25 protein-coding genes and 1 tRNA gene are annotated in these 26,998 nt (G+C 43.2%); 15 read left to right on the forward strand and 11 right to left on the reverse strand.

Annotated features, from left to right (window positions below; translation table 11 throughout):
* Nucleotides 1–7: 7 nt before the first annotated feature.
* The 3 genes from dppC to dppA form a co-directional block, all read right to left on the reverse strand.
* Nucleotides 8–910: a dipeptide ABC transporter permease DppC gene (gene dppC, locus BDD30_RS20585; RefSeq protein ID WP_012776426.1), complete on the reverse strand. Its 903-nt coding sequence runs from the start codon at nucleotides 908–910 to the stop codon at nucleotides 8–10.
* 11 nt (nucleotides 911–921) lie between these two features.
* The gene (gene dppB, locus BDD30_RS20590; RefSeq protein ID WP_012776425.1) at nucleotides 922–1,941 is read right to left on the reverse strand and encodes a dipeptide ABC transporter permease DppB; all 1,020 of its coding nucleotides are present in this window, start codon (nucleotides 1,939–1,941) and stop codon (nucleotides 922–924) included.
* Between the two features lie 216 nt (nucleotides 1,942–2,157).
* Nucleotides 2,158–3,765 (reverse strand): dipeptide ABC transporter periplasmic-binding protein DppA, encoded by a 1,608-nt coding sequence (gene dppA / locus BDD30_RS20595; RefSeq protein WP_012776424.1) that lies wholly within the window; start codon nucleotides 3,763–3,765, stop codon nucleotides 2,158–2,160.
* Between the two features lie 921 nt (nucleotides 3,766–4,686).
* Between dppA and BDD30_RS25125 the strand changes: the two genes are divergently transcribed.
* The gene (locus BDD30_RS25125; RefSeq protein ID WP_012776422.1) at nucleotides 4,687–5,088 is read left to right on the forward strand and encodes a type II toxin-antitoxin system RelE/ParE family toxin; all 402 of its coding nucleotides are present in this window, start codon (nucleotides 4,687–4,689) and stop codon (nucleotides 5,086–5,088) included.
* A 382-nt stretch (nucleotides 5,089–5,470) separates the two neighbouring features.
* Here the strand turns inward: BDD30_RS25125 and BDD30_RS20605 are convergent.
* The 3 genes from BDD30_RS20605 to glyQ form a co-directional block, all read right to left on the reverse strand.
* A tRNA-Pro gene (locus BDD30_RS20605) sits at nucleotides 5,471–5,547 on the reverse strand.
* 186 nt (nucleotides 5,548–5,733) lie between these two features.
* Nucleotides 5,734–7,803: a glycine--tRNA ligase subunit beta gene (gene glyS / locus BDD30_RS20610; protein WP_012776421.1), complete on the reverse strand. Its 2,070-nt coding sequence runs from the start codon at nucleotides 7,801–7,803 to the stop codon at nucleotides 5,734–5,736.
* Between the two features lie 9 nt (nucleotides 7,804–7,812).
* Nucleotides 7,813–8,727 carry a glycine--tRNA ligase subunit alpha gene (gene glyQ, locus BDD30_RS20615; protein ID WP_012776420.1) on the reverse strand — a complete coding sequence of 305 codons (915 nt, stop codon included), beginning with the start codon at nucleotides 8,725–8,727 and terminating at the stop codon, nucleotides 7,813–7,815.
* Nucleotides 8,728–8,922: 195 nt separating this feature from the next.
* Between glyQ and BDD30_RS20620 the strand changes: the two genes are divergently transcribed.
* From BDD30_RS20620 to BDD30_RS20635, 3 genes are all read left to right on the forward strand, one after another.
* Nucleotides 8,923–9,480: a DNA-3-methyladenine glycosylase I gene (locus tag BDD30_RS20620; RefSeq protein WP_012776419.1), complete on the forward strand. Its 558-nt coding sequence runs from the start codon at nucleotides 8,923–8,925 to the stop codon at nucleotides 9,478–9,480.
* 809 nt (nucleotides 9,481–10,289) lie between these two features.
* Complete coding sequence (locus BDD30_RS20630) at nucleotides 10,290–11,543, forward strand: valine--pyruvate transaminase (RefSeq protein ID WP_012776418.1); 1,254 nt, start codon at nucleotides 10,290–10,292, stop codon at nucleotides 11,541–11,543.
* Nucleotides 11,544–12,238: 695 nt separating this feature from the next.
* Nucleotides 12,239–12,559, forward strand: coding sequence for a YceK/YidQ family lipoprotein (locus BDD30_RS20635; protein ID WP_012776417.1), 321 nt, complete (start codon nucleotides 12,239–12,241; stop codon nucleotides 12,557–12,559).
* 68 nt (nucleotides 12,560–12,627) lie between these two features.
* Here BDD30_RS20635 and BDD30_RS24825 read toward each other — a convergent pair whose 3' ends face one another.
* The gene (locus BDD30_RS24825) at nucleotides 12,628–12,750 is read right to left on the reverse strand and encodes a hypothetical protein (RefSeq protein ID WP_269450443.1); all 123 of its coding nucleotides are present in this window, start codon (nucleotides 12,748–12,750) and stop codon (nucleotides 12,628–12,630) included.
* 72 nt (nucleotides 12,751–12,822) lie between these two features.
* Entirely contained in the window at nucleotides 12,823–14,112 is a 1,290-nt protein-coding gene (locus tag BDD30_RS20640) for a YidR family protein (RefSeq protein ID WP_012776416.1), read from the reverse strand.
* A gap of 134 nt (nucleotides 14,113–14,246) precedes the next feature.
* Between BDD30_RS20640 and BDD30_RS20645 the strand changes: the two genes are divergently transcribed.
* On the forward strand, nucleotides 14,247–14,864 hold the full coding sequence (locus tag BDD30_RS20645) for a trimeric intracellular cation channel family protein (protein ID WP_012776415.1): 618 nt from the start codon (nucleotides 14,247–14,249) through the stop codon (nucleotides 14,862–14,864).
* On the opposite strand, the gene ligB is transcribed toward BDD30_RS20645, so the two are convergent.
* Nucleotides 14,858–16,594, reverse strand: coding sequence for an NAD-dependent DNA ligase LigB (gene ligB / locus BDD30_RS20650; protein WP_012776414.1), 1,737 nt, complete (start codon nucleotides 16,592–16,594; stop codon nucleotides 14,858–14,860). The genes BDD30_RS20645 and ligB overlap by 7 nt on opposite strands.
* A 312-nt stretch (nucleotides 16,595–16,906) precedes the next feature.
* On the opposite strand from ligB, the gene BDD30_RS20655 reads away from it, so the two are divergent.
* The 9 genes from BDD30_RS20655 (at nucleotide 16,907) to BDD30_RS24445 (ending at nucleotide 25,146) form a co-directional block, all read left to right on the forward strand.
* Nucleotides 16,907–17,167, forward strand: a complete 261-nt coding sequence (locus BDD30_RS20655; protein WP_081461551.1) for a type II toxin-antitoxin system CcdA family antitoxin — start codon at nucleotides 16,907–16,909, stop codon at nucleotides 17,165–17,167.
* Nucleotides 17,167–17,490 (forward strand): CcdB family protein, encoded by a 324-nt coding sequence (locus tag BDD30_RS20660; RefSeq protein WP_012776412.1) that lies wholly within the window; start codon nucleotides 17,167–17,169, stop codon nucleotides 17,488–17,490. Before BDD30_RS20655 ends, BDD30_RS20660 begins: the two co-directional genes overlap by 1 nt.
* A 510-nt stretch (nucleotides 17,491–18,000) precedes the next feature.
* On the forward strand, nucleotides 18,001–18,201 hold the full coding sequence (locus BDD30_RS20665) for a type II toxin-antitoxin system RelE/ParE family toxin (RefSeq protein WP_231849170.1): 201 nt from the start codon (nucleotides 18,001–18,003) through the stop codon (nucleotides 18,199–18,201).
* A 119-nt stretch (nucleotides 18,202–18,320) separates the two neighbouring features.
* Nucleotides 18,321–18,395: a hypothetical protein gene (locus tag BDD30_RS20670; RefSeq protein WP_249039953.1), complete on the forward strand. Its 75-nt coding sequence runs from the start codon at nucleotides 18,321–18,323 to the stop codon at nucleotides 18,393–18,395.
* Nucleotides 18,392–18,670, forward strand: a complete 279-nt coding sequence (locus BDD30_RS20675) for a helix-turn-helix domain-containing protein (protein WP_012776410.1) — start codon at nucleotides 18,392–18,394, stop codon at nucleotides 18,668–18,670. Before BDD30_RS20670 ends, BDD30_RS20675 begins: the two co-directional genes overlap by 4 nt.
* A 643-nt stretch (nucleotides 18,671–19,313) precedes the next feature.
* On the forward strand, nucleotides 19,314–19,643 hold the full coding sequence (locus BDD30_RS20680; RefSeq protein WP_012776409.1) for a hypothetical protein: 330 nt from the start codon (nucleotides 19,314–19,316) through the stop codon (nucleotides 19,641–19,643).
* Between the two features lie 379 nt (nucleotides 19,644–20,022).
* A complete protein-coding gene (locus tag BDD30_RS24435) occupies nucleotides 20,023–21,648 on the forward strand; it encodes an RCC1 domain-containing protein (RefSeq protein ID WP_012776408.1) in 1,626 nt (541 codons plus the stop codon).
* 1,269 nt (nucleotides 21,649–22,917) lie between these two features.
* Entirely contained in the window at nucleotides 22,918–23,379 is a 462-nt protein-coding gene (locus BDD30_RS24440; protein WP_249039948.1) for a hypothetical protein, read from the forward strand.
* Between the two features lie 1,305 nt (nucleotides 23,380–24,684).
* Nucleotides 24,685–25,146 carry a hypothetical protein gene (locus BDD30_RS24445; RefSeq protein ID WP_231849168.1) on the forward strand — a complete coding sequence of 154 codons (462 nt, stop codon included), beginning with the start codon at nucleotides 24,685–24,687 and terminating at the stop codon, nucleotides 25,144–25,146.
* A gap of 292 nt (nucleotides 25,147–25,438) precedes the next feature.
* On the opposite strand, the gene BDD30_RS20705 is transcribed toward BDD30_RS24445, so the two are convergent.
* Together BDD30_RS20705 and BDD30_RS20710 are read right to left on the reverse strand one after the other, a co-directional pair.
* Nucleotides 25,439–25,876 (reverse strand): type II toxin-antitoxin system HicB family antitoxin, encoded by a 438-nt coding sequence (locus BDD30_RS20705; RefSeq protein WP_012776405.1) that lies wholly within the window; start codon nucleotides 25,874–25,876, stop codon nucleotides 25,439–25,441.
* A 31-nt stretch (nucleotides 25,877–25,907) separates the two neighbouring features.
* Nucleotides 25,908–26,090, reverse strand: a complete 183-nt coding sequence (locus BDD30_RS20710) for a type II toxin-antitoxin system HicA family toxin (protein WP_036778383.1) — start codon at nucleotides 26,088–26,090, stop codon at nucleotides 25,908–25,910.
* 274 nt (nucleotides 26,091–26,364) lie between these two features.
* Between BDD30_RS20710 and gmk the strand changes: the two genes are divergently transcribed.
* A complete protein-coding gene (gene gmk / locus BDD30_RS20715) occupies nucleotides 26,365–26,988 on the forward strand; it encodes a guanylate kinase (protein WP_012776404.1) in 624 nt (207 codons plus the stop codon).
* The last annotated feature ends 10 nt before the right edge of the window (nucleotides 26,989–26,998 follow it).

Consider the following 26,998-nt stretch of genomic DNA (forward strand, 5'->3'; position numbering starts at 1 on the left):
TACCTCGCTACTGCTTGAGTTTAGGATCAAGTGCATCACGCAAACCGTCACCCATCAGGTTAAATGCCAACACTGTCAGCAGAATTGCCAATCCCGGGAATGTCACCACCCACCAGGCACTTTGTGCAAACTGCAATACATCAGACAGCATCGTTCCCCATTCTGGCGTGGGTGGCTGTGCCCCCATTCCCAGAAAACCTAACGCAGCCATATCGAGAATGGCATTAGAAAAACCTAGAGAAGCCTGCACAATCAACGGTGCCAGACAGTTAGGTAAGATATTGACAAACATCTGGCGCATGGAACCAGCACCCGCCACTTGTGAAGCTGTGACATAATCGCGATTCACTTCCACCAGCACCGCAGCGCGCGTTAAACGGATGTAATGTGGCAAAGCGACAAAAGTTAGCGCCAGCGAAGCATTGACAATTGATGGGCCAAATATTGCTACTAACACCAGAGCCAACAATAAGCTTGGCAATGCCAGCATAATATCAACGATGCGCATGATGATAATATCCACCACACCACCGAAATAACCTGCCAGCACGCCCAGCATAACTCCCATAAGCAGGGATAACACCACTACCAGACAGCCCACCAGCAATGAAAGCCGGGCGCCATACATCAGGCGTGAAAGTAAATCACGCCCAACATCGTCAGTCCCCAGAATAAACTGCCAGCTTCCCCCTTCCTGCCACACCGGTGGCGTCAGCAAGGAATCACGGAACTGCTCAGCCGCACTATGTGGAGCAAGTACCCCAGCCAATAGCGCAATGAGTAACATCAGTACAATATAAACCAGGCCAACAACCGCCCCTTTATTGCGCTTGAAGTAATACCAAAACTCCTGTACCGGCGTCATAATCTTAGGCGCATTATTTGCTACAGGCTCAGTCACTTGAGACATAATGTGCCCCCCTATTTCTTATGACGGATACGCGGGTTAACAATGCCATACAGCACGTCAACTACCAGATTTACCAGGATGATCATGATCGCCACCAGCAATACACCTCCCTGCACCACCGGATAATCTCGGCGTTGAAGGGCATCGATCAACCAGCGCCCCAGCCCCGGCCAGGAGAAGATGGTTTCTGTCAGGATTGCCCCTGCCAGCATAATACCCACCTGCAAACCGATGACAGTCACCACTGGCAGCAATGCATTGCGCAGAGCATGAACCACAATCACCCGGATACGGCTCAAACCTTTAGCACGCGCAGTACGGATATAATCCTCACCCAACACTTCTAACATAGAAGAGCGGGTCATACGGACAATAACCGCCAACGGAATCGTTCCTAAAACAATAGCCGGCAAAATCATATGCATTATGGCATCTTTGAAATCGCCTTCTTCTCCCCAGATAAGGGTATCAATCAACATAAAACCCGTCAGCGGATTGCTATCATCAAGGAAAACGCTGTCGCTTATCCGCCCGGATACCGGAGTCAGATCCAATTGGACAGAGACCAACATGATCAACATGATCCCCCACCAGAAGATCGGCATGGAATATCCGGTTAGGGAAAGCCCTATCGCAGTATGATCAAAAACCGATCCACGCTTGACTGCGGCCAGTACTCCAACCGGAATACCCACCGCAATAGCGAACAACATGGCGCATACCCCCAGTTCGAGGGTTGCTTTGAAACGGGGAACAAATTCTTCCCACACAGAGATGCGACTTTTCAGGGAGATACCAAGATCTCCGTGTAATACACCATTTACATAATGAAAGTATTGCTGCCAGAGTGGCTTATCCAGCCCCATTTCAGCCATTAGCTGAGCATGGCGCTCAGCAGATATTCCACGTTCCCCAGCCATAATTGTCACCGGGTCTCCCGGGATCATATGGACAAAAGCAAAAGTCAGCAAAGTAATGCCGATAAACGTTGGGATCACCAACCCCAGACGTCGGAGTATGAACTGCAACATATCCCAAACTCTCTTTTTTTAAATGCCGGTTACAGCTCTCAGGCCGCTTGGCTTGATAAGGGGGAGGACTTTCCCCCTTTCGCTCACTACTCAATGAACTGCTTGCCTCTACTGGTTTGTCAGCCTTTCCCCAGCGATGACTGATAGCCAGGGAGAAGTCACCATCTCCGTTAAAAAATCAGGAAGATGGCCTATTACAACCGAGTAAAAACCAGATTATTCAAGAGATACGTTGCTGAAAATATGCCTGCCCAGAGGATCAACGACATAACCTTTCACCTCTTTACGTACCGGTTCATAAACCGTGGAGTGAGCGATAATCAGCGCCGGAACCTGTTCGTGCATCACAGCCTGAGCCTGCTTATAAAGTTCAACACGTTTAGCATGCTCAGAAGCGATCCGGGCTGGCTGAATGGCATCTTCAAACGGCTTGTAACACCATTTAGAGTAGTTGGAACCTCGTTCTTTGGCTGCGCAACTAAACAAAGTTGCGAAGAAGTTATCTGGGTCACCATTGTCCCCCGTCCAACCCATCATCACAATCTGATGTTCGCCATCTTTAGCCCGTTTTAAGTATTCACCCCATTCATAACTGACAATTTTGGCCTTAACACCAATTTTCGCCCAGTCAGCTTGAACCATTTCAGCCATACGGCGAGCATTCGGGTTATACGGGCGTTGTACTGGCATTGCCCACAGGTCGATAGCAAAACCATCGCTCATCCCTGCTTCCTTCAGTAACTGCTTCGCTTTTTCCGGATCGTATTGGTAATCTTTCAGCGCATTGTCATAACTCCACATCGTTGGTGGAATCAGATTTTTGGCTTTCTGACCAGCGCCTTGGTAAACCGCATCAATGATAGCGTCTTTATTAACCGCCATTGCCAGCGCCTGACGAACTTTGACGTTATCCAGCGGCTTTTTGGTGACGTTGAAAGAAACATAACCAACATTCAGACCTGGCTGTTCCATCAAGACAATATCTTTATCCTGCTTCATACGAGCAATATCCGCTGGATTTGGATATGGCATGATCTGACATTCATTTTTCTGTAATTTTGCATAACGAACGGATGCATCAGGAGTAATAGAGAAAACTAGCCGGTCAACTTTGGCTTTATCTCCCCAGTATTCTTTGAAGGCTTTATACAGAATGCGAGAATCTTTCTGATATTGCACCAACTGGAACGGACCTGTACCAATTGGATTCAAATCGACTTTCTCCGGTGTACCGGCTTTCATCATCTTATCGGCATATTCTGCTGACAGAATAGAGGCAAAATCCATCCCTAAGTCAGCCAGAAATGGCGCTTCCGGGCGGCTCAGTTCAATCCTGACCGTATAATCGTCTACTTTTTCAACCTTATTGATCATCTCACCCATACCCATGCCAATAAAATACTCATAGCTGCCGCCTGACACCTTGTGATATGGATGGTTTGCATCTTTTTGCCGCATGAAAGTATAAATCACATCATCCGCATTGAATTCTCGGCTTGGTTTGAACTCTTTATTACCGTGCCACTTAACGCCTTTACGCAGATGAAAAATGTAAACTTTACCGTCATCACTAATATCCCATTTTTCAGCCAAACTCGGGATAATTTCAGTTTTTCCTGTTTCGAAATCAACCAAACGGTTATACAACGGTCTGGAACTGGCATCATAAGTTGTGCCCGCGGTGAACAGTTGTGGGTTAAATCCTTCTGGTGAACCTTCAGAGCAGTAAACCAATGTTTTTGCCTGAACGCTGGCAGTGACTGCCAATGCAATTAAGCTGATCCCTAGCTTTAATAACCCAGTCTTTTTAGAGGAAGTTGTCATTCTCTTGCACTCCATTTGTGATGTTGTTGTGTACAGCCAGAACCTGCATTGTGTTTCAGGCACCGTGCTGTTGGGTTTTGTTATTATTTTCGGTTTATCAATTAAACAACTGTTGTCTCTTGCGTCAATAAGATCTCAACAGATGTCATCAGCAACAGGAAAACACAAAGGAAACCTATTATTAACATAATTAGCACAAAAACATGACGCAATGCACGTTTTGTAGCCAAATAGACCATAATAAGGCAATAGTTACAGCATGAGTAACTATTAAGCGATACGCAAAATTTGTGGTTGAGTGCTTAATTAGTAAACGATTATTTCAGTGAAAAAGGTTAAAACTGGTACAAAATATTGTGTGCCAAATAAAATTGGCACCTGAAAAGTGAATTAAATAAGTGTAATACTAATCATACAAATCAATATAAAAACCTGTTAGTGGTTTATTTAATTTTATAACTTCTGGCGGCACCCATTTTATTAATGATATTACCAGCAAACATATACCCAATAGATTTCAAGTTGCAGCGCGACGGCAAGTGAACGAATCCCCAGGAGCATAGATAACTATGTGACTGGGGTGAGTGAAAGCAGCCAACAAAGCAGCAACTTGAAGGATGAAGGGTATAGAACAGTTCCGTAATACCCAAACCCGCATCCATTTCATTCTGCAACTGGCTACTTCAAGGCTAAACAGCAGTTTTTCAACGTATCGCTCGATGAAGCCAGCAACGCCAGCTAAAAACCATAATCTCTAAATGGAACGTAGACGAACGCGAAACAAAAAGCGTGTTACTAATATGCTCTGTTTCGCTTGATCCTTTTTAAGACTGAACGGGATCTTTCAGGATCTGACCGGGCTTACTCATATCATCTTTAGGTTATGCTATACCTTATAGGACATAGGAAAAGGGCTATTTTGTGTTTGAACTGATCTTTCACCCTGAAGCACAACAAGAAATATTAGACCTTGATAGTGCTATGCAAGGTAAAGCGTTCGCTGCACTGGATAAGCTTGAGTCACAAGGTAATCAGTTGCGTTATCCGCACACTGATATTATTCAGGATGGCCTTTTCGAGTTAAGAGCTGGCAAAAAGGATATTACACGTACCTTTTTTGCTTTTGCTAAGGAAGAACTACAGAAGCTTTTGGCTGATATGCGCCGTCGAGCTGGCATAAACAGCACTCAAGTTGCTGAACGTATGGGTATCACTCAGCCAGCCGTAAGCAAATTAGAAAAAAACGCCAGCAAAGCCAGTATTTCAACACTTGAACGGTACGCTGCGGCGTGTGGTGCCAGTATCAAAATAGTCATAGGCTAATTATTAGGCTATGAGAATGAAGGGGAAAAAAATTAGGAGAGGATGAAATAAAGAATATGATTCGGTCAACACTGGAAAATGGTGGATATTTTCCTGAGCCAGCCGAAATACAAGCCTAATTACTCAGCCAAAGATAAGGTTATTTTATCTCGATAATTATGAATTAGATAATTATCGATTATTCTCCGAACAGAAATTTCCTATAAGAAAATCAATCTTTGTTATTCCATTATTGATCATCTTAACATTGTCAATGTGGTCACAATGAGATAAAAAACCATGTAAAAGACAATAACGACAAAAAGCCTTACAGCAATCACTGTAAGGCTTTTCTAATTCTCTTAAGTCTGCGGACTTACTCAACATCCCCAAACTATAAATTTGGTCGGCGAGAGAGGATTCGAACCTCCGACCCACTGGTCCCAAACCAGTTGCGCTACCAAGCTGCGCTACTCGCCGAAAACGAGGCGCATATTACTGCGCTCATTATAGGCCGTCAATACCTTTTTGATAATCATGGGTTAGTTGTTGATAAAAACAGCATGAACACCGCGTAGCTCAATTGAGCTACGAAATTAATATAAAAGGATATTTAAGTTCCGACGACTGCATGTCACGACCGCCGGAACTGGCTATTTCAGGTCATTATTGCAGTAATGAAATATCAGCAACTTTCAGGAATAATTCACGCAATTCACTTAACAAAGTTAAGCGATTCACTCGCACCTGCTGGTCTTCATCCATTACCATCACATTGTCAAAGAAAGCATCGACAACTTCACGTAGGGAGGCCAACTCAACCAGCGCTTCCTGATAACACCCCTCAGCAAACAAAGGCGCCAACTTATCTTGTAAAACCACCAGATGCGTTGCCAGTTTCACCTCTTCAGGCGCTTTCAGCACAGAAGCACTGACTTTCTCATTCAATGTCTCTTCAGACTTCGCCAGAATGTTAGAAACGCGCTTATTCGCAGCGGCCAGCGCTGTCGCTTCATCCAATGTACGGAAATGAGTCACCGCCTTAACGCGGGCATCAAAATCAGCGGGTTGGGTTGGACGACGGGCCAACACAGCCTGAATGGTATCAATGCTGTAACCTTGTTCCTGATACCAGGCACGGAAACGGCCAAGCATAAATTCCACCACGTCATCGATGACCTTGGCATTCGTTAGCTTGTCACCATACAAACGAACCGCTTCTTCCGTCAGTGTCTGCAAATCCAGCGGCAATTTTTTCTCAACGATAATACGCAGAGCACCCAGCGCAGCACGACGCAACGCAAATGGATCTTTATCGCCTTTTGGATGCTGACCAATGCCAAAAATACCCGCCAGAGTATCCATTTTGTCCGCAATGGCTAACGCACAAGAAATGCCGGTGGACGGCAATTCATCACCAGCAAAACGCGGTTGATACTGCTCATTCAGTGCCAGAGCAACCTCTTCCGCTTCACCGTCATGACGGGCGTAATGCATTCCCATCACACCCTGCGTATCGGTGAACTCAAATACCATGTTGGTCATCAGGTCACATTTAGACAACAGACCAGCACGGGTAGCATGATTCACATCAGCACCGATTTTCTCTGCAATCCAGCCAGCCAGCGCCTGAATACGATCCGTTTTATCACGCAAAGTACCAAGCTGTTTCTGGAACAGAACTGTTTCTAACCGAGGCAGATTATCTTCCAGACGCTGTTTACGATCCGTCTTAAAGAAAAATTCCGCATCAGCCAAACGTGGACGAACTACTTTTTCGTTGCCAGAAATAATTTGCTGTGGATCAGAAGATTCAATGTTGGCGACAAAAATAAAGTTCGCCATCAACTTGCCAGCATGGTCGTAAACTGGGAAGTATTTCTGGTCACCTTTCATGGTGTAAACCAATGCTTCCGCTGGCACTTCAAGGAATTTTTCTTCAAATTTCGCCGTCAGCACAACCGGCCATTCAACCAACGAAGTGACCTCTTCCAACAAGCTGTCACTAATATCAGCAATCCCACCCAATTTAACTGCCGCTTGTTCTACATCCTGCTTAATCAGCGCTTTACGAGTGACATAATCCGCCATCACTTTACCGCGCTGCTGCAAAATTTCTGGGTACTGTTCCGTATTATCAATCGTAAACTCAGATTCACCCATAAAACGGTGACCACGAATGACACGAGTGGATTTAATGCCCAGAATGTCTCCCTCAATCAGTTCATTACCGAATAACATGGTAACGGTATGAACCGGACGAACAAACTGAGTCTCTTTATCACTCCAACGCATCAATTTGGGAATTGGCAACTTACTCAGCGCATTGTTGACCATACCCGCCAATAGCTCTTTTACGCTGAGGCCCTTAACCAGCGCGCGATACAATAACCATTCGCCTTTATCTGTCACTAAACGTTCAGCCTGAGCAGCCGTGATACCACAACCGCGAGCCCAACCTTCAGCCGCTTTTGTTGGTTTACCCTCAGCATCAAATGCTTGAGCAATCGCCGGACCGCGTTTCTCTACTTCACGGTCGGCCTGAGCTTCATCCAGATTAGCAACTTTCAGTGCCAGACGGCGTGGAGTTGCAAACCAGCTCACCTCACCATGCGCCAAATTCGCATTATCCAACTCCGCTGCAAAATTGGCGGCAAATGCTTCAGCCAGTGAACGAAGAGCCTTCGGCGGCAACTCTTCTGTGCCGATTTCCACCAGGAAAGTCTGTTGAGTCATGACAGCCTCTTAGTTCTGATTCTTTTTACACATAGGGAAACCCAACGCCTCACGGGAGGCATAATACGCTTCTGCAACAGCTTTGGTTAGGGTACGGATACGCAAGATATAACGCTGACGTTCAGTTACTGAGATAGCTTTACGGGCATCCAGTAAGTTGAATGTATGACCCGCTTTGAGAATACGTTCATAAGCAGGCAGAGGCAGCGGTGTTTCTAACGCCAGCAAATCCTGAGCTTCTTTTTCATATTGTTCAAAGCAGGTAAACAGGAAATCCACATCGGCATGTTCAAAGTTATAGGTGGATTGTTCCACTTCATTTTGATGATAAATATCGCCATAAGTGGTCTTACCCAGCAGGCCATCGCACCAAACCAGATCATAAACACTGTCTACGCCTTGGATATACATTGCCAGACGCTCAAGGCCATAAGTGATCTCACCGGTGACGGGTTTACACTCAAGGCCGCCGACCTGTTGGAAGTAAGTGAACTGAGTCACTTCCATCCCATTGAGCCACACTTCCCAACCCAATCCCCAGGCGCCCAACGTTGGGTTTTCCCAGTTATCCTCAACAAAACGGATATCATGAACCGTTGGGTCCAATCCCAGCTCTTTCAGAGAGCCCAGATATAATTCCTGAATATTGTCTGGTGAGGGCTTAATAATGACCTGAAACTGATAGTAATGTTGTAAACGATTCGGGTTTTCACCGTAACGACCATCCGTCGGACGGCGGGAAGGTTGCACATAAGCCGCAGCAATTGGCTCTGGGCCAAGTGCACGCAGGCAAGTTATTGGATGAGAAGTACCAGCGCCAACTTCCATGTCCAATGGTTGGACAATGGTGCAGCCCTGGCGTGCCCAATAATCCTGTAATGTCAGGATCAGCCCCTGAAAGGTTTTGGTATCAAACTTTTGCATGTTGGATTCGCACGCGATACATATGAATTTGAAAGGAAGTGGGTCAGTATACCCTTTGACCTTAAGATATACAGCCCTGAATTAACGTTCAATTCGGCCCTAAAATAAAAAAATCCTCATCTGGCTACTTTACTTGTATGTATATACAGTTAAAGTGTGATCGATTCTCAACCAACAGCACAGGAAATCACAACGATGGAATTGACACGCTGTCATTGGGTCACCTCTGATCCTGAGTATCTGGCTTACCATGACAATGAGTGGGGAAAACCCCAAAAAAACAGTCAAAAGCTGTTTGAAATGATCTGCCTGGAAGGGCAGCAATCTGGGTTATCTTGGCTGACTATCCTGAAAAAACGTGAAGGCTACCGTAAATGTTTTCACCAATTTGACCCGGTAAAAATCGCCGTCATGAATGAAAATGATGTAGAACGGTTAATGCAGGATCGCACTATTGTCCGTAATCGTGCCAAAATTAACGCGATTATTAACAACGCGCTAGCATACCTTAAAATGCAGCAACAAGGAGAAGAATTCAGTGCTTTTATCTGGCATTTTGTCGATAACAAACCCATTATTAATCAGTGGAAAACCATCACAGCGGTACCGGTAAAAACAGAGATTTCAGATGCATTATCACAAGCGCTGAAAAAGAGAGGTTTTAAATTTACCGGCAGTACTACTTGTTATGCATTTATGCAGGCTACTGGTTTAGTCAATGACCATATAACAAGCTGTCTATGTCGAAAATGAATTCAGTTAATGACGATTGCACTATAGCTGCTCACCGCTGTCTCTGCATTTTTTTAACCGGTTGGCTGATTTTAACATCTCAACTAACACCACTTGATTTTCAGCAATAAATTTTCGAGCAAGTTTATGTTGAAAACCAACACGGGCATTGACTATTTTTTCGTGACATTTTGCTATTCAACATCGGGTTTTCGAGTTTAAAACAGTGTATACCAAATAGATTTCAAGATGCATCGCGACGGCAAAGGAGCGAATCCCCGGGAGCATAGATAACTATGTGACCGGGGTGAGTGAGTGCAGCCAACAAAGAGGCAACTTGAAAGATAACAGGTATAAAACAAGTTTAATCTGACGTATTTAAGGTATTGTAATTTTGCATAATATACCCAATGGATTTCGAGTTGCAGCGCGGCGGCAAGTGAACGAATCCCCAGGAGCATAGATAACTATGTGACTGGGGTGAGTGAAAGCAGCCAACAAAGCAGCAACTTGAAAGATGAAGGGTATAAATATAAATGCCAAATAACACTGCCAATAACCCGATTCACATTCTGTTAAATCATTCATTGCCGAATTTTTTATGATCGATTATTTAACTGTTTTATAGGGCCAGAATTTGCGGCAGTTTTTGCTAAAATTCAATTGAATAATAAAGCTGGATGTTAACTAAACCATTTAACACTTATTTGAAATGCCAAATTAAATATTAAATAACCAATAGTCATAATTTTCCCGATTGCACGCCGATTGTACGCGGAGTATGGTGTTATATCTCCTAACCCAAACACATACTGATAACGAACGTGGCTATGATTTTTTCTCAATTTGGTAACAAATTCACACAAGATGCAGGCATAACCCGCCTGATGAATGATCTTAATCAAGGGTTGAGGACTCCCGGTGCGATTATGCTAGGCGGCGGCAACCCGGCACATATCCCAGAAATGGATGACTATTTTCAGCAATTACTCACTGAAATGGCCGCAAACGGTCAACTGGCTGACACGCTATGTAACTATGATGGTCCTCAAGGTAAAGATACGCTCATTCAAGCGCTGGCAAAAATGTTACGCGAAAAGTTTGGTTGGGAAATTGGCACACAAAACATTGCCCTGACCAATGGCAGCCAAAGTGCATTTTTCTATCTGTTTAACTTGCTTGCTGGGCGTAGTGAAGATGGCTCTATTCGTAAAGTGCTGTTCCCACTGGCACCAGAATATATTGGTTATTCCGACTCAGGACTAAATGACGATTTATTTGTTGCCAATAAACCCAATATTGAATTATTACCAGAAGGTCAATTCAAATATCACGTTGATTTTGATCATCTGAAAATTACCGAAGATATTGGTTTGATTTGTGTTTCCCGTCCAACCAACCCAACCGGTAACGTCATCACCGATGAAGAACTACAACGGTTAGATCGCTTGGCCCAACAACATCAAATCCCACTGCTGATTGATAATGCCTATGGCGTCCCCTTCCCAAGTATTATTTTCAGCGAGGCCACGCCATTGTGGAATCCCAATATTATTCTGTGCATGAGCTTATCCAAATTAGGTCTACCGGGTTCACGCTGCGGAATCATTATTGCTAACGATAAAATCATCAATGCTGTCAGTAACATGAATGGCATCATCAGCCTTGCACCTGGCGGGGTAGGCCCAGCAATCGCATTGGAAATGATCCGTCGCAATGACCTGCTTCGTTTGTCACAGGAAGTTATCCGCCCGTTCTATCAGCAACGCGTTCAAGACGTTATTCATATTATCCGTCGTTACTTACCAACAGAACTCTGCCTGATTCATAAACCAGAAGGCGCTATTTTTCTGTGGCTGTGGTTTAAAAACCTGCCCATAACAACAGAAATGCTTTATCAAAGACTGAAAAAACGCGGTGTGCTAATGGTTCCAGGTCACTATTTCTTCCCCGGATTGGAGCAAAACTGGCCGCATGCTCACGAATGTATGCGTATGAACTACGTTCCTGACCCAACAAGTATCGAAAAAGGCATTGCAATTCTGGCGGAAGAAATTGAACTGGCACATCAACAAGCAGCCTGAAATTAACAATAAAAAGCTCCTGCTGGGAAATGCAGGAGCTAAATGACAACGAGGACTTTTACATGATTATTATCAGAGTTTGTAGGATGTTTTATGCATTAAGAAGAAGAGAATAACATTCCTTATTTATCCACTCTTCTTAAGCAGTACCTATTTAATCAGAAAATTATAAATCCAATGGCTTGAATAGGCCGGTTTTTGTGCGTTTACTGAAGGCTAATGCAAGGCTGCCGATCTGTTCCAACAAATTTCACATACAACCCGCCAATCATCGGGTAAAAAATGGCAACAATTAAGTGTATTAGCTCAGACCAAATCACCTGATCCTTAAATGATGGTTTGAATTGGTTTTTTATTCATCAGAAGAACGAAAAAATCGTGTGACATAAAAAATTCACTATTCTCAGGTATTAATGCTATGTTCAATGTTGCATAACGTGATTATAGTGACTGATATATACCCAATAGATTTCAAGTTGCAGCGCGGCGGCAAGTGAACGAATCCCCAGGAGCATAGATAACTATGTGACTGGGGTGAATGAAAGCAGCCAACAAAGCAGCAACTTGAAGGATGAAGGGTATAGAATCCCTTAGCTAAGCTCTCCTAGTAAATATTAGTCACCCAACAGGTAACAGAGTAACTTAGTTAAAGTGGAATGTTCTGGCTATTTGACCATACGAGATCAATAGAACCGATGAAGAGTAATAAATTAATTCTACTTTGCGTCACATTAGGATGGCTGTTAATCAGCGGATGTACCAGCATCATGACGCATTCAGGACCTAGCCGCGGTTATTATCCCGGCACCAAGGCAAATATCGAAATGCTGAAAGATGATAATACTGGCTGGGTAGTGAGACCATTGCTAGCGATTGATCTCCCTTTTTCTGCACTGTTAGATACCTTTTTATTACCTTATGACTATATAAAATCTGATGAGGATCAGTCAGCAAATTCACCAAAAGAACGAATTGAAAAAATAGAAAAAGCACAAAATCAGCCTAAAACCAATTAATCATTCGTTCTGGTTGATTAATTGCCACCAGTGGATAGCCAACTGGTAACAAATATACCCTTCATCTTTCAAGTTGCTGCTTTGTTGGCTGCGTTCACTTGCCGCCGCGCTGCAACTCGAAATCTATTAGGTATATACCCTTCATCCTTCAAGTTGCTGCTTTGTTGGCTGCTTTCACTCACCCCAGTCACATAGTTATCTATGCTCCTGGGGATTCGTTCACTTGCCGCCGCGCTGCAACTTGAAATCTATTGGGTATATATTTATTTGAGTCCGGTTTCTACCAGGAAAATTTGCGTATAGCCATCAACTTCACGCATAAAGGCAACATGACGGCTATCAGGTGAAATCACAACTGCCTCCGCAGCAGGTGCTTTCTCGGTACGCTTTGTCAAACGTTGCATTTGACTATTTTGCACATCACACAGCATCACACTGTTATCACAAATAAAAACAACATACTGACCGCTTCGATCCCAACTGAAAGCAGATTGAATACCATAACTACCCTTCGTTATCTGACGTGGCTTTCCACCATTTGGCGATATTGTCCACAGTTGGACAATGCTATTGTCATCTTTCATCAAAAAACCAATCTGTTCGCCATCCGGTGAAGCCCGCAACCAGTGACGTGGATTATTCACTACTCCCGGCCAACGTTTATGATTGGTAAATGTCAGACGACGTTGCATAACATTAGCAGGCGGTGCCGGTAATGTCGTTTCCGTACCTTCCAGCGGTTTTTCCCCTGCAATTGCATAATCAGTGTCCTGTTCGGGTAAATCAACGATATAGATTTCCGGTACCTTTTCCCCTGTTGCAGAAATGGTATCGCCAATAAATGCCAACGCCCAACGCTGCCAATTTCCATCCTCTTTACAATACCCTGCTTGACCTACCCAACACTCTTCATAGGCACGGTTAATCTCATCACTACCTGGCTCCGGCTGAGACTCTGTACTACTGACAACAACGGAGAAATAGTTACCATCATATTCACGAGGATGTTGTTTAGGCGGTTCAACTGATTTGAGAGGCACAGCAACAGCGATATTACGTAAATCCAGCGCTGGATCAAGCTCATGCATAACATGGTCGTTATAAGTAAAACTCAAACGGCTGCCATCCGGGCTGAATACATGAACGTGACTGCCCCCGCGCAACGCTCCCGGAGTATAAGGGGCAGTAATATCCATTGCATCCAGCGTAACCGCTTTTCCCGGCGCATCCTCACTGACAATCACGCCCCGCCGATGATGAAAATCATAATGCCATTGCTCATCTGGGAATTCAGGCCCATGAATAAACGCATACCGGACAGGTTCGGTTGGGCTGACTGTCACCACGCCAACATGAGCGCCCTCTTCGGCCTGATAGATAATGTCTGATTTACCACTGTGTACATGAATTTTTTCTATCGTTAAACCGGTAAAAGAAGCACCATGGGGACGAACATCATACGCTAACCACTGGCTGTCTGGTGTCCAGACATTAATATTAGTAAGCTGATGGCTGCGATTGTCAAACGTGATTTGCCGTTCCTGAAAGTCCATTGCATTATCCTTACATCAGGTTTTTTCGAATAAAAAATACTAATCTGAAATAGATGGAACTAAAAAATTTCAGTCGAGACTTTACCATTTCGACATTACCCTTATCTTTTTACGCTGTGCATATCGAATAATCTATGTTACTGAGTGTTCTTTATATCATTGGTATTACCGCTGAAGCGATGACCGGAGCTTTAGCCGCAGGCCGCCGTAAAATGGATATGTTCGGCGTGATTATTATTGCTTCGGTAACTGCCATTGGTGGTGGCTCCGTTCGGGACATACTTCTTGGGCACTATCCTCTCGGTTGGGTTAAGCACCCTGAATATATTGTCACCGTCGCCTGCGCCGCCGTAATCACCACTTGGGTCGCTCCCATGATGAAGCATTTACGCCGTCTGTTTCTTATTCTTGATGCCATTGGCTTGATTGTCTTCTCCATTATCGGCGCGCAGATTGCGCTGGATATGAACTATAGCCCAATAATCGCCTCCATTGCTGCGGTTATCACCGGTGTTTTCGGTGGCGTGTTACGCGATATGCTATGTAACACCATTCCGTTGGTTTTCCAGAAAGAGATTTATGCTGGTGTCTCTTTTGCCGCCGCTTGGTTATACATCGGCTTACAGCACACGCCACTACCGCAAAACAGCATTGTTCTGATTACTCTAATCGCCGGCCTGACAGCAAGATTGGTTGCTATTCGCTACCGCCTTGGATTACCTGTTTTTAATTATGAACACTCTGATCACTGATTCATACTAACGGGGTTCGGACCAGCCCCGTTTTCCCGGCCAAAGCCCTTTATTCCTGATACCGACAGTTTTTCCGCGATGGCTTTAATCCGCGTATCATTGACAAATTCAGATAACTTTTTCAATTGCCCGGAAGTCAGCTGTTGCTTTAACTGCGCTTCAGCTAATTTCTGCTCCAGTTGCTGCCAGTGATCAACATCGTTAGACAACTTATCCATATAAGGCACTCCAATGCCTTTCATCCAATAGGAAAAAGGTTGATTTTTTGCCTTACTGAATTGTGAATAAATAGCCTGTGCTCGTTTATCTCCGATTCCCGGTAAAGCGGCAATATCTTGCACTGAGAGCGTTAACCAACTGGTTAAATCAGTGACTAATTTCTGTTCGGTCAGCATTGCCCAACTACCGCTACTGACACCTGTCATATGCAAATGTTCACCAAGCCATTTCAGCCGGGCATTAAACTGTTGTTCGCAACCTGCCGTTAACGTCAGGCAACTCAACGCATGATAACGCTGCTTATCGGGTGGCTGAATATCCTGGCGCTCTTTAATCCGCCACACCACCTGAGCTAATTTCGGGATACCATGACCCGCCAGCGTAAGAGTCACCCGATCCCCCGGTAACACATCCAACTGTTGCCAGCGACGGACTGAACCAATATTGACTCGGCTGACTTGTCGGTCATCCAGCTTTACCTTATCCAGACCAAGCACAACTGAGATTTTGCCCGTTCTACCAATAGTAAAACTCACTTCCCTGACTTGTGTGACCTGATGGCGTAAAGGGTGTTTCCATGCCACAGCCCAACTGTTAGATCCAGACCGCCACTGATTTCCTTTAGGTTCAATTTCCTGTTTCAGCACGATACCGTCTGTAGCAAAAGGCATAGGTTGTTCAAAATAATGCATCCGCAGTTTCTGTACCTGTTCTGGCCTCTCTATTTTATGGCTGTAGCGAAGCGCTAATGGAAACCCCATATTCGCTAATTTCTGCAATTTACCGTCCATATCAACAGGACCATCAGGCCAGCTCCAGATAAACACACCGACTTGCTTTAATTCTGGCGAATGCTCCTTACGCATCATCAACCCCGCAACACGATTACGTGCACCATCACTGCCAGAGGATTGCTGTATATGCCCGTTTTTATGCAGAAAAAGCTCCCCTTGCAATACCATATAAGGCGGTGCATTTTCTATCTCTTGGGGAATCTCGGAGATATATGGGCTTTTCGCCGTCCAATCTACGCCTTCAGAGCCATTACCCCGGCTGATTAATGAAACTAATTTCCCTTGCTGGTAAACCAATGTTACCGCCACACCATCAATCTTTGGCTGTAACCAGACAGGTAATCTGCCGTGCAGCCATCGGTTAATTTCCCGTTCGTCTTTCAGTTTACTTAATCCGGTATGAGCAACTGGATGAACCAGCTTATTATCGGGAAAAACTGTTGCCGGAAAATCTGAATGAGGCTCTTGTTTCAGACAAAGTTGCCAATGAATTAGATCCGCCATTAATTGATCATAAACTTCATCATCGATCTCGCTGATCCCTTTTTGACGATAAAGCTGATCCCATCGAGCCATCTGTTGCATCAGGCTTTTTGTTTCACGTTGCAATTTGTCCTGCGACCATGCAGGACAATCTTTCTCTGTATTCAATGTCTCAGTTGCAACTACCGGTGTACTGAAAACAATAAACAAAATCAATATCAATAAATTAAGCATCCGTTGCTCCTTGGCTATCCATGCATAACGGCAAAATAGAGGATAAATAGATGCTGTCCAAGGCAGAGATAATAACTTTGCGAAGCGGTTCGAAGAATAACTGCCTGAACCCCCAAAGTAACAGACTTTTTTATATACTGCACAAAACAGATAATTACGGTGAGAACCTGACTTATTTAACTATTAATTGCATTGCTTATTGCATTGCAATTAATAATTAAATTCTAAGTCTTTCAAGAAGCAGGATACTTGATTGTTTTTCCGTTACCCATCATACTTATGCGCATACCTTTGCGCATAGGAGTAAACACCATGAATACCGTTACCTCTCCCCGTAACAGCATCAAAAGAAGCACCAAAAGAAGCACCAACGTGTACCTGACGGCTTCACTGGTCGATAAAGCCCATAGTATGGACATGAATCTCTCAGCAACACTAGATATTCTTCTGGCGCAGGCTATAAAAGCTAAACAGGATGAGAGAGAGAAAGAGAAAGAAGATATGCAGGCTATGAACATATTCATGGCGAAAGCTGGAATGCTCACAGACGATGAATTTTTCGGGAGCCTGTAATGCCACAGCAATTTGATGTGTATCGTAATCCATCGGCCAAAACAAACAGACTTTGGCCGTTTTACCTTATTATCCAGAATGATTATTTTGATGATTTAACAACAAGGATTATTGTTCCTCTGGTATCTAAAAATGACATTAGCCTCAACCAGAAAAGAATCACCCCTCAGGTGGTCATTAATAATAATAGTTATTATATATTTACACCGGCAATAACGTTTCTGGATGCAAAAAAAATCAACAAATCAGATTTTGTATGCAACGTAGCCTCATCCAGAAATGAAATTATCTCAGCCCTCGATGCCATCATAACGAACACCTGAACCCGCAAAGAGAAGAAAGATAACTAGAACCGTCAGACCCCTTCGTGCGGAGCATGTAAAAAATACCCGCTCAATCCGGGCAATCTTTCTCTGTATTCAATGTCTCATCGGCAACTATCGGTGTACTGAAAACAATAAACAGAATCAATATCAATAAATTAAGCATCCGTTGCTCCTTGGCTATCCATGCATAACGGCAAAATAGAGGATAAAGAGATGCTGTCCAAGGCAGAAATCATAACTTTGCGAAGCGGTTCTAAGAATAACTAACTGAAATCCCAAGGTAATGGACTTTTTTATATACTGCATAGAGTAGATATCATGGTGAAAACCTGATGTATTTAATATTTGGTTCAGAGCTGCAATCAACAATCTCCGCCACTCGGGTTTTCATCGAAAACAGAGGTTTGACAACTTACAAACTTATCATATAAGATAAGTTTAAGGGCAATATTGAATATGAACTGGAACATTGAGTTCTATGATGGTGTCGAGGGTGTGATCCTAGATATGCCACCCGGAATTCAGGCACGTATACTAAAACTGCTTGAGCTCATTGAAGAATATGGCGCTAATCTTGGAGAGCCACACACTAAGCCAATAGGAAAAGGCCTATTCGAGATTCGAGCCAAAGCGCAAGAAGGTATTGGACGCGGATTGTTTTGCTATACCCTATGGATTTCAAGATGCATCGCGACGGCAAGGGAGTGAATCCCCGGGAGCATAGCGAACTATGTGACCGGGGTGAGCGAGTGCAGCCAACAAAGAGGCAACTTGAAAGATAACGGGTATATCTACAAGGTCCAAATATCATTGTCCTTCATGCGTTTATTAAGAAAAACCAGAAGATATCTAAAAAGGATCTTGATCTCGCTTATGAACGAATGAAAGAGGTTACAAAATGAGTAGCTTAAAGTCTCTAAAATCCAAAGCATTAGCTAACCCAGATGTAAAAGCTGAGTATGATGCGCTAGAGCCAGAATTCGAACTAATTAATACTCTATTACGCATGCGGCATGCTGCTGGTTTAACTCAAAATCAAGTTGCACAGCGTATGGGAACAAAAGAAGCGAATATTTCCAGGCTTGAAAAAGGAAATGGAAACCCAACACTTAAGACACTATTGAACTACGCCAAAGCTTGCAATTGTAAACTGCATTTTGGCTTCAAAACAACTTAATCCAAACGATATGAAAAACATCTTTCGGGGGTTTTTCATATTTGTTTTCTTTTATAGCAGTCTTTCGGGTGAACAACGGAGAGTTAGCAGGAAAAGCCTCGATACCAAAGCACATAATGATACGATTAGTTAATTTACTAAGTAATATTTTGTTATTGCGAGCTATTAATCAATGATTTAACCAAATATAATGACTCAGCCTATCACATATTAATTTTATCGTCCCCTGTCATTACCAAAATAAACCTTCAAATAAATATCAAAATAAAATAACTCCACCAAACAATTTGGAAAAAAATATTACAACCATCACCCTAGTGATTTTTACTCTTTGCTTTACAGTTAATACTTAGTAAATTAAGTAACATATTTACGTATTAATTAGTAGCCATAAATATGTACATTTCCTCTAAATTCCGTCGTTCAAGCCTCATAATTTTAACCTTCATCACTTATCGATAAAAAATAATCTAAAACCAACTACCAAAAAATCAATTTAGTATTAACCTAAAGTTATTAGCCGATAACCTCTCTCTAAGTTGCAATATAAAATCAGCTTAACCCGCAAAGGATAGGTTTTATGGCATAAATTCCCCTGTGGGTAAAAAGATCAATCCGATATCACCACCATTAGGAGAACAATATGAATCAAAATAACGATCCCTCACCAAACATCGATACTGGCAGTAATCCTACAAAACAATATTGGCAACCAAACAGGAGTAATCATGCTGATAATAATACGCCTATCGCCTCTACCAGAGGGGCAACCGCCATGTTATTACCAAATGGCAGAGTGATCGCTTGGGGAAATGACTCCAGTAGTCAAATTCCACCCGACATTGCCCAATTACAAGATATCGTTAGCCTAAGTGCATCAAGACACTCATTTACCGTACTGCGGGCCGATGGTCAGAGAGTTGGCTGGGGGTCGACTGGTGACAATAAATTACATTATGAATACGACTACTAGTTAATCCATTGAGCAGAGATTTTACGGTACAGACTGCCTGTGGGTAAGGTCAATCCAATACCACCTTAAATTTAGGAGGGTAATATGAATCCAAACGATTTCTCCTCAAATATAAGTGCCAGCAATACTCTTATACCCAATGGATTTCAAGATGCATCGCGACGGCAAGGGAGCGAATCCCCGGGAGCATAGATAACTCTGTGACTGGGGTGAGTGAACGCAGCCAACAAAGAGGCAACTTGAAAGATGACGGGTATATATAAATGCAATCTGTAATGATGGCCTGCACGGATAACCCGATGCAGAAAATAATCATCTAAATTAAGGAGCGCCCTTAAAAGGCCAAGGCAATCTGGCCGGGATAGGGTTATCACAAAGAATGAAAATTTTTAATATGCCAACCGGGGAACAATCCCCGTCAGAATATCCGATGAATACTGAAAAAACGTTCATTAATAGAGTAAAGCAGGGTGTTGGCCGAATAGCGGTTCGCTATCGCCGGTGGTCGGCATGGGTGATGTGCGTATCTATAGGGGCGCTTTTTTTCACCTCGGTATTGGCTGCTACTGAATACCCCAGTAAACCAACACCAGACCTAGGGTACCCCGCGACTCCCCCCTGGGACGCAGAATACATATTCAAATCTCTCGGGCAGCCAATAATCAATGGGAAAGACAACAAGGCCTCCATCACCTCCACTTACACCGCAACCGCCATGTTATTAACAAATGGCAGAATAGTCGCCTGGGGAGATGAGGGCGGCGGCGGCTCTATACCGCCAGAAATTGCCAAATTACAGGATATCGTCAGCCTGAGTTCAACAGGTTATGCATTCGCAGCCCTGCGGGCAGACCGTAGCGTGGTCGCTTGGGGAGATGAGAGGTATGGCGGCACTCTTCCAGAAGAAATTGCTAAATTACAGGATATTGTCAGCCTGAGTTCAACGAATTATGCTTTCTCTGCCCTACGGGCAGACGGTAGTGTAGTCGCTTGGGGAGATCAGAAATATGGCGGCAAATTACCAGCAGAAATTGCTGAATTAAAGGACATTATAAGCATAAATTCAATACATAACCTTTCGGATCATGTCTGTGCAGCCTGGTGGCCAGACCGTAATCAATTCTATTGCGGAGATGACAACCGTGGCAAACACAAATTCAATGCAGTATATAACTTCACAAATGATACCTTTACCGCCCTTAGGGCAAACGGCAGCGTGGTTTCTTGGGGAAAAGTCCGAGTTCCGCCCGATATTGCCAAATTACAGGATATTATCAGTCTGAGTGTAATAAATAATACTTTCATCGCCCGGCGAGCAGACCTCACAGTAGTCACCTGGCCCGGATATTCGATACCGCCTGAAATTGCAAAATGGCAAGATATTGTCAACCTAAGTATAACAACTTATGCTTTAGCCGCCCTGCGGGCAAACCGCAGCGTAGTCGCTTGGGGACATCAAGACTATGGCGGCCAAGTCCCACCAGAAATCGCCTCATTACGGGATATTATCAGTCTAAGTGCGACAAATGGCGCTTTCGCCGCTTTGCGTACAGATCGCAGTGTCGTCGCCTGGGGGGAGCCAAGCTCTGGTGGTCAGATTCCACCCGAAATTGCCGCATTAAAAGATATTGTCAGCCTATACTCATCAAGAACCACATTCATAGCCCTACGGGCAGACCGCAGTGTGGTCTCCTGGGGTACTATCAGTGTCCCTCCTGAGGTTGCCAAATTAAAGGATATCGTCAGCCTGAGTACAACTGATCTTGATGATTCCTCACGAGGTCATTATGCTTTCGCGGCTCTACGAGCAAATCGTAGCGTGGTCGCTTGGGGGTTCAAAGAGCTTAATATCCAGATACCACCTGGAATAACCCAACTACAAGATATCATCAGCCTAAGTGCATCCAGCAGCGCATTCACCGTCTTACGGGCAAATGGTCAAAGATTAGCCTGGGATCTGTTGGATATGGGAGACAATATAGTACATAGCGAATATGATGATTGATCCCTTGTTATTATGAATGACTAAAAAACACGAAAACCAAGGCTGAGCCATAATTCCTCGGTTCAGCCTATCTTTTATTCCATTTAAAATATCAACTTACCTACCCCCTGTTATTACCAATATCAACTTTCAAATCACGTTCAAAAGACAATAACTTTATGAAATAGTTTGAAAAATAAATATTAAAAATCTCAAAATAACTAATTCTTTATAAACCATATAGAGTGAAAATTACGACAACAACTTAACAATCTTTTATTTCCTGCCTAACAACTAATTGTTAGTTAATCAAGTTACTCATTCAAGTAATAATAGCCATAAAGATGTATATCCCCTCTAAATTATTCTGCCTAAATCTCATTATTATTACTCTTATCATTTATCTGTAAAAATGACCTTAAAAACCACCATCAACAATCAACTTTAGCGTTAACCAATAGTTATAGACTGATAATCTTTTATTATCACATTCTGTTAATTTTTTGCTTTCTCTATTATCTTTTTTTTAAAGAATTGCTAAACTTATTTATGTCTTATTAGCCGCAATAGAAAATCAGCGTAATCCGCAAGGGATTAAGTTTTACGGTATAAGCTCGCTTGTGGGTAAAAAAGGTCAATCCAATACCACCTTAAATTTAGGAGCGTAATATGAATCCAGACGATTTCTCCTCAAACATAAGTGCCAGCAATTACTCTCATATGAATGCAATCTGTAATGATGGCCTGCACGGGTAACCCGATGCAGAAAATAATCATCTAAATTAAGGAGCGCCCTTAAAAGGCCAAAGCAATCTGGCCGGAATAGGGTTATCACAAAGAATGAAAATTTCTAACCTGCCAACCGGGGAACAATCCCCGTCAGAATATCCGATGAATACTGAAAAAGCGTTCATCAATAGAGTGAAGCAGAATGTTGGTCGAAATCGCCGGTGGTCGGCATGGGTGATGTGCGCGTCTATCGGGGCGCTTTTTTCCACCTCGGTATTGGCCGCTACTGAATGCCCTAAAGTACCAGTAAAAGACCTAGGGTACCCTGCAACTCCTCCCTGGAACCCAGAAGTCCTATTCAGAGCTCTCGGGCAGCCAATAATCAATGGGAAAGACAACCAAGGTAAGCCGGTTCATTACCCAGCAAGGGGGTCCACTAACTTAGTGGGTGTCTTTCCACCAGTAGTTGATTATGATTTTCCAACGCCGACAGGCGATTTAAAGTTAAAAGACGGTCTGTTTTGGGTTAGCGCCCCAAACAGAATCTTCAAGGTTCCACATGTGGTCACAGGTAAGTATCACTGTAAGATGATTGCCAAACGTAAAGATGGAGCGCCCGGGCGAGCCACAGCAACCCTTGAGACAGATGCTGTCGTTGCAAATCATATCATCCACCGATTTCAAGGAGACAAAAATGTTCTGGAATCTAGCGTGACAGACCTGGTTTATACAGTAACCTGCCGAGGGACCGGATTTTCATGGGAGCGTAAACCCGAAGAGAAATTTGAATGGGAAAGTGTGTGGGACAACTCGGTGCCGTTAATTAGAATGCAAGACCTTTGTAATTGGGTTCATAATGTTGCTTTCTGGACGCCACCAAGCGACAATCCGAATGATCGGTTTAAAGACCCGGCTGTCCTAAGGCCGATGAGTGCGGAAAGTGCTGACTTGAAGAAATCAGATGCCAACGCTACCCCAGATAATCTATCCGGGACGAAAAGAGCGGATAGCGGCAATAAATAAAAATCGTTAACAGAACAGCCGGGGAACAATCCCCGGTTGAGCACGCAATAATTGTTATTAGGAGTGACTAAAAAACACGAAAACCAAGGCTAAACCATAATACCCGGTTCAACCCATCGCTTATTCCGTTTTAAATATCAACTCACCCACCCGCTGTTATTACCAATAATCAACTGCCAAATAAATCTCAAAAGACAATAACTTTACGAAATAGTTTGAAAAATAAATATTAAAAATCTCAAAATAACTAAGTTTTTATAAACCATATAAAGCGAAAATTACGACAAAAACTTAACAATCCCTTATTTTCTTTCTTACAATTAACTGTTAGTTAATTAAGTTACTCATTCAAGTAATAATAGCCCAGAATATGTATATCTCCTTTAAATTCTTCTGCCTAAATCTCATTATTATCACTCTTGTCATTTAGCTGTGGGAAATAATCTTAAAACAATCAACTGTAGCGTTAACCTACAGTTATCAACCGATAACTATTAGTTATCACATTCTTTTAATCTTTTTATATTTCTATTACCTTTTTCTTAAAGAGTTGCTAAACTTATTTATGTCTTAATTAGTCGCAATAGAAAATCAGCGTAATCCGCAAGGGATTCAGTTCTACGGTATAAGCTCCCCTGTGGGTAAAAAAGGTCAATCCAATACCACCTTAAATTTAGGAGGGTAATATGAATCAAGACGATTTCTCCTCAAACATAAGTTCCAGCAATACCCTTATATGAATGCAATCTGTAATAACGGCCTGCACGGGTAATCCGATGCAGAAAATAATCATTTAAAGAAGGAGGACCCTTAAAAGGCCAATGCAATCTGGCCGGGACAGGGTTATCACAAAGAATGAAAATTTTTAATATGCCAATCGGGGAACACTCCCCATCAGAGTATCCGATGAACACGGAAAAAACGTTCATCAACAGAGTGAAGCAGAATGTTGGTCGAAATCGCCGGTGGTCGGCATGGGTAATGTGCGCGTCTATCGGGGCGCTGTTTTCCACCTCAGTATTGGCCGCTACTGAATGCCCTAAAGTACCAGTACAAGACCTAGGGTACCCTGCGACTCCTCCCTGGAACCCAAAAGTCCTATTCAGAGCTCTCGGGCAGCCAATAATCAATGGGAAAGACAACCAAGGTAAGCCGGTTCATTACCCAGCAAGGGGGTCCACTAACTTAGTGGGTGTCTTTCCACCAGTAGTTGATTATGATTTTCCAACGCCGACCGGCGATTTGATGTTAAAAGACGCCAAGTTTTGGGTTAGAGCACAAAACAGAATCTTCAAGGTTCCACATGTGGTCACAGGTATGTATCACTGTAAGATGGTTGCCAAACGTAAAGATGGAGCGCCTGGGCGAGCCACAGCAAACCTTTATACGGATGCTATTGTTGTAAATCATGATACCCACAAGTTCCAGGGAGACCAAAACGTCATGGAATCTAGCGTGACAGACCTGGTTTACACAGCAACCTGCAAAGGGGCTGGATTTTCATGGGAACGTAAACCCGAAGAGAAATTTGAATGGGAAAGTAAGTGGGAAAACGGGGTGCCGTCAATTGAAATGCTAGACAACTGCCATTGGATTCATAATGTCGCTTTCTGGACGCCGCCAGACGATAATCCAAATGATAAGTTTAAAGACCCGGCCGTCCTGAGACCGACGAGTGCGGAAAATGCTAACCCGAAGAAGTCAGTCCCCCATGATAACCCAGATAATTTCCCCTGGAAGAGAAAAGCAGATAGCAATAATCAATAAAGATCATTAATAAAACAGCCGGGGAGCAATCCCCGGTTGAATATCCAAGCAATACAGATAATAGACCGAGTTATCATTCATCTTATTTGCTATTAATCTGAAATATCAGAATATTTAATTCCAGTTATTATACTGATTTGCTAATAAAAATTAAAAACGATAACTCAAAACTTCAAATGAAAAATCAACAACCAATATCGCTCACACTTAATCATATTATCCGCTTACTTGTTCATGTTACTCTTTCAATTACTTTCATTCGCAAAATATCTCAACTTATGTGATATTTTATTTAATGATGTAATGTAGTATTAACGACTATATCTAGCTTTCTATTTAACTGATGCAAAGCCAATTCAACAACTTCAACCTTTGATGAATGTTCAACATCAAGAAGCCGATCAATCTGCGGCCCCTTTTGTCCCAGCCGTCGAGCAAGATCGGCTTTGCGTGTTCCTGTTTCTACCATTGCATTATGCAATGCCACTTTCATTACGACGAGAATAGGAAGAGTGACGATGTATTCACCTGCCTCCAACATGGATGCTTCAGGTATAGGCCGACGTTTGTCAATTTCTATAGAAATAGCCGTAACCAACCCATCAATAGATTCTAGAAGAGCTTCGTCAACTGAGTCACCGACTGAGTTGAATAAGGGAAGATCACGACAACTTGCCACATAACTTCCTGTCTCTTCGTCATATTCTAGTTTTATAGGATAATTAAACATAGTACCTCTCTTTAAGATAGATAACCGGAACTTAAAGCCCCAGATCCTTCATTATTTTCTTCCTCAATGGTTCAGGAATCTCTTTGGAACCATGATCGGGGAAAACCGACGATTTACCGTTTATGGATACCTTTCGGTGGCTTCCTCCACCCCTAGCCTTCTCTATTAGAACTCCTTGAGAAATTAGCCATCGGCGGAACTCACTGTATTTCATCCACACCTCCTTTTCGACCAAGCAATCATGACACATAAAACAGCAAATACAACATTTTTGTTTCATTTAACAACAGTTATGATAACTCATAGAGCAAAATTCTAAGCAAAGAACTCCCCCCTAACGATACAAAATACCCATTAGCAATCCTTCGCCAACAAAATTTCGGCTGAAATGCATCGGCAACGCGACTGTGTGAGCGGGTATGTGTATACTGTTATAAGAATTTTATTCTGCTTTATTTAATTATTATCCAATCAACCAAGATACCACCATGATCCAAGGTACGTTATATATTGTCTCTGCGCCAAGCGGAGCGGGTAAATCAAGCCTGATTCAGGCTTTGTTAAAAACTCAACCTTTGTATGATACTCAGGTTTCTGTTTCTCATACCACGCGTGCAATGCGCCCCGGTGAGAATCATGGTGAGCACTATTTTTTTATCACGGAACAAGCTTTTCGCCAGATGATCGATAATAACGAATTTCTGGAACACGCCCGTGTTTTTGGTAATTATTACGGTACATCCCGGAAAGTGATCGAAGAAACTCTTGCCAGTGGGGTTGATGTTTTTCTTGATATCGATTGGCAAGGAGCACAGCAGATCCGCAAACAAATGCCATCTGCCCGTAGCATTTTTATCCTGCCGCCGTCAAAAGAGGAGCTTTGTCGCCGTCTGCGCGGCCGAGGTCAGGACAGTGAAGATATTATTGAAAAACGTATGGAACAAGCGGTTGCAGAAATGGTTCACTATAACGAGTATGATTATTTAATCGTTAATGATGATTTCAATACGGCATTGGCCGATCTGCACACCATCATCCGTTCAGAACGCCTGCATCGGGAGCGCCAGGCACAACGGCATGATGCTTTAATCAGCAAATTATTGGCAGACTGAACCAAGTTTC

Source organism: Photorhabdus asymbiotica (genome assembly GCF_003634575.1).
Lineage (GTDB): Bacteria > Pseudomonadota > Gammaproteobacteria > Enterobacterales > Enterobacteriaceae > Photorhabdus > Photorhabdus asymbiotica.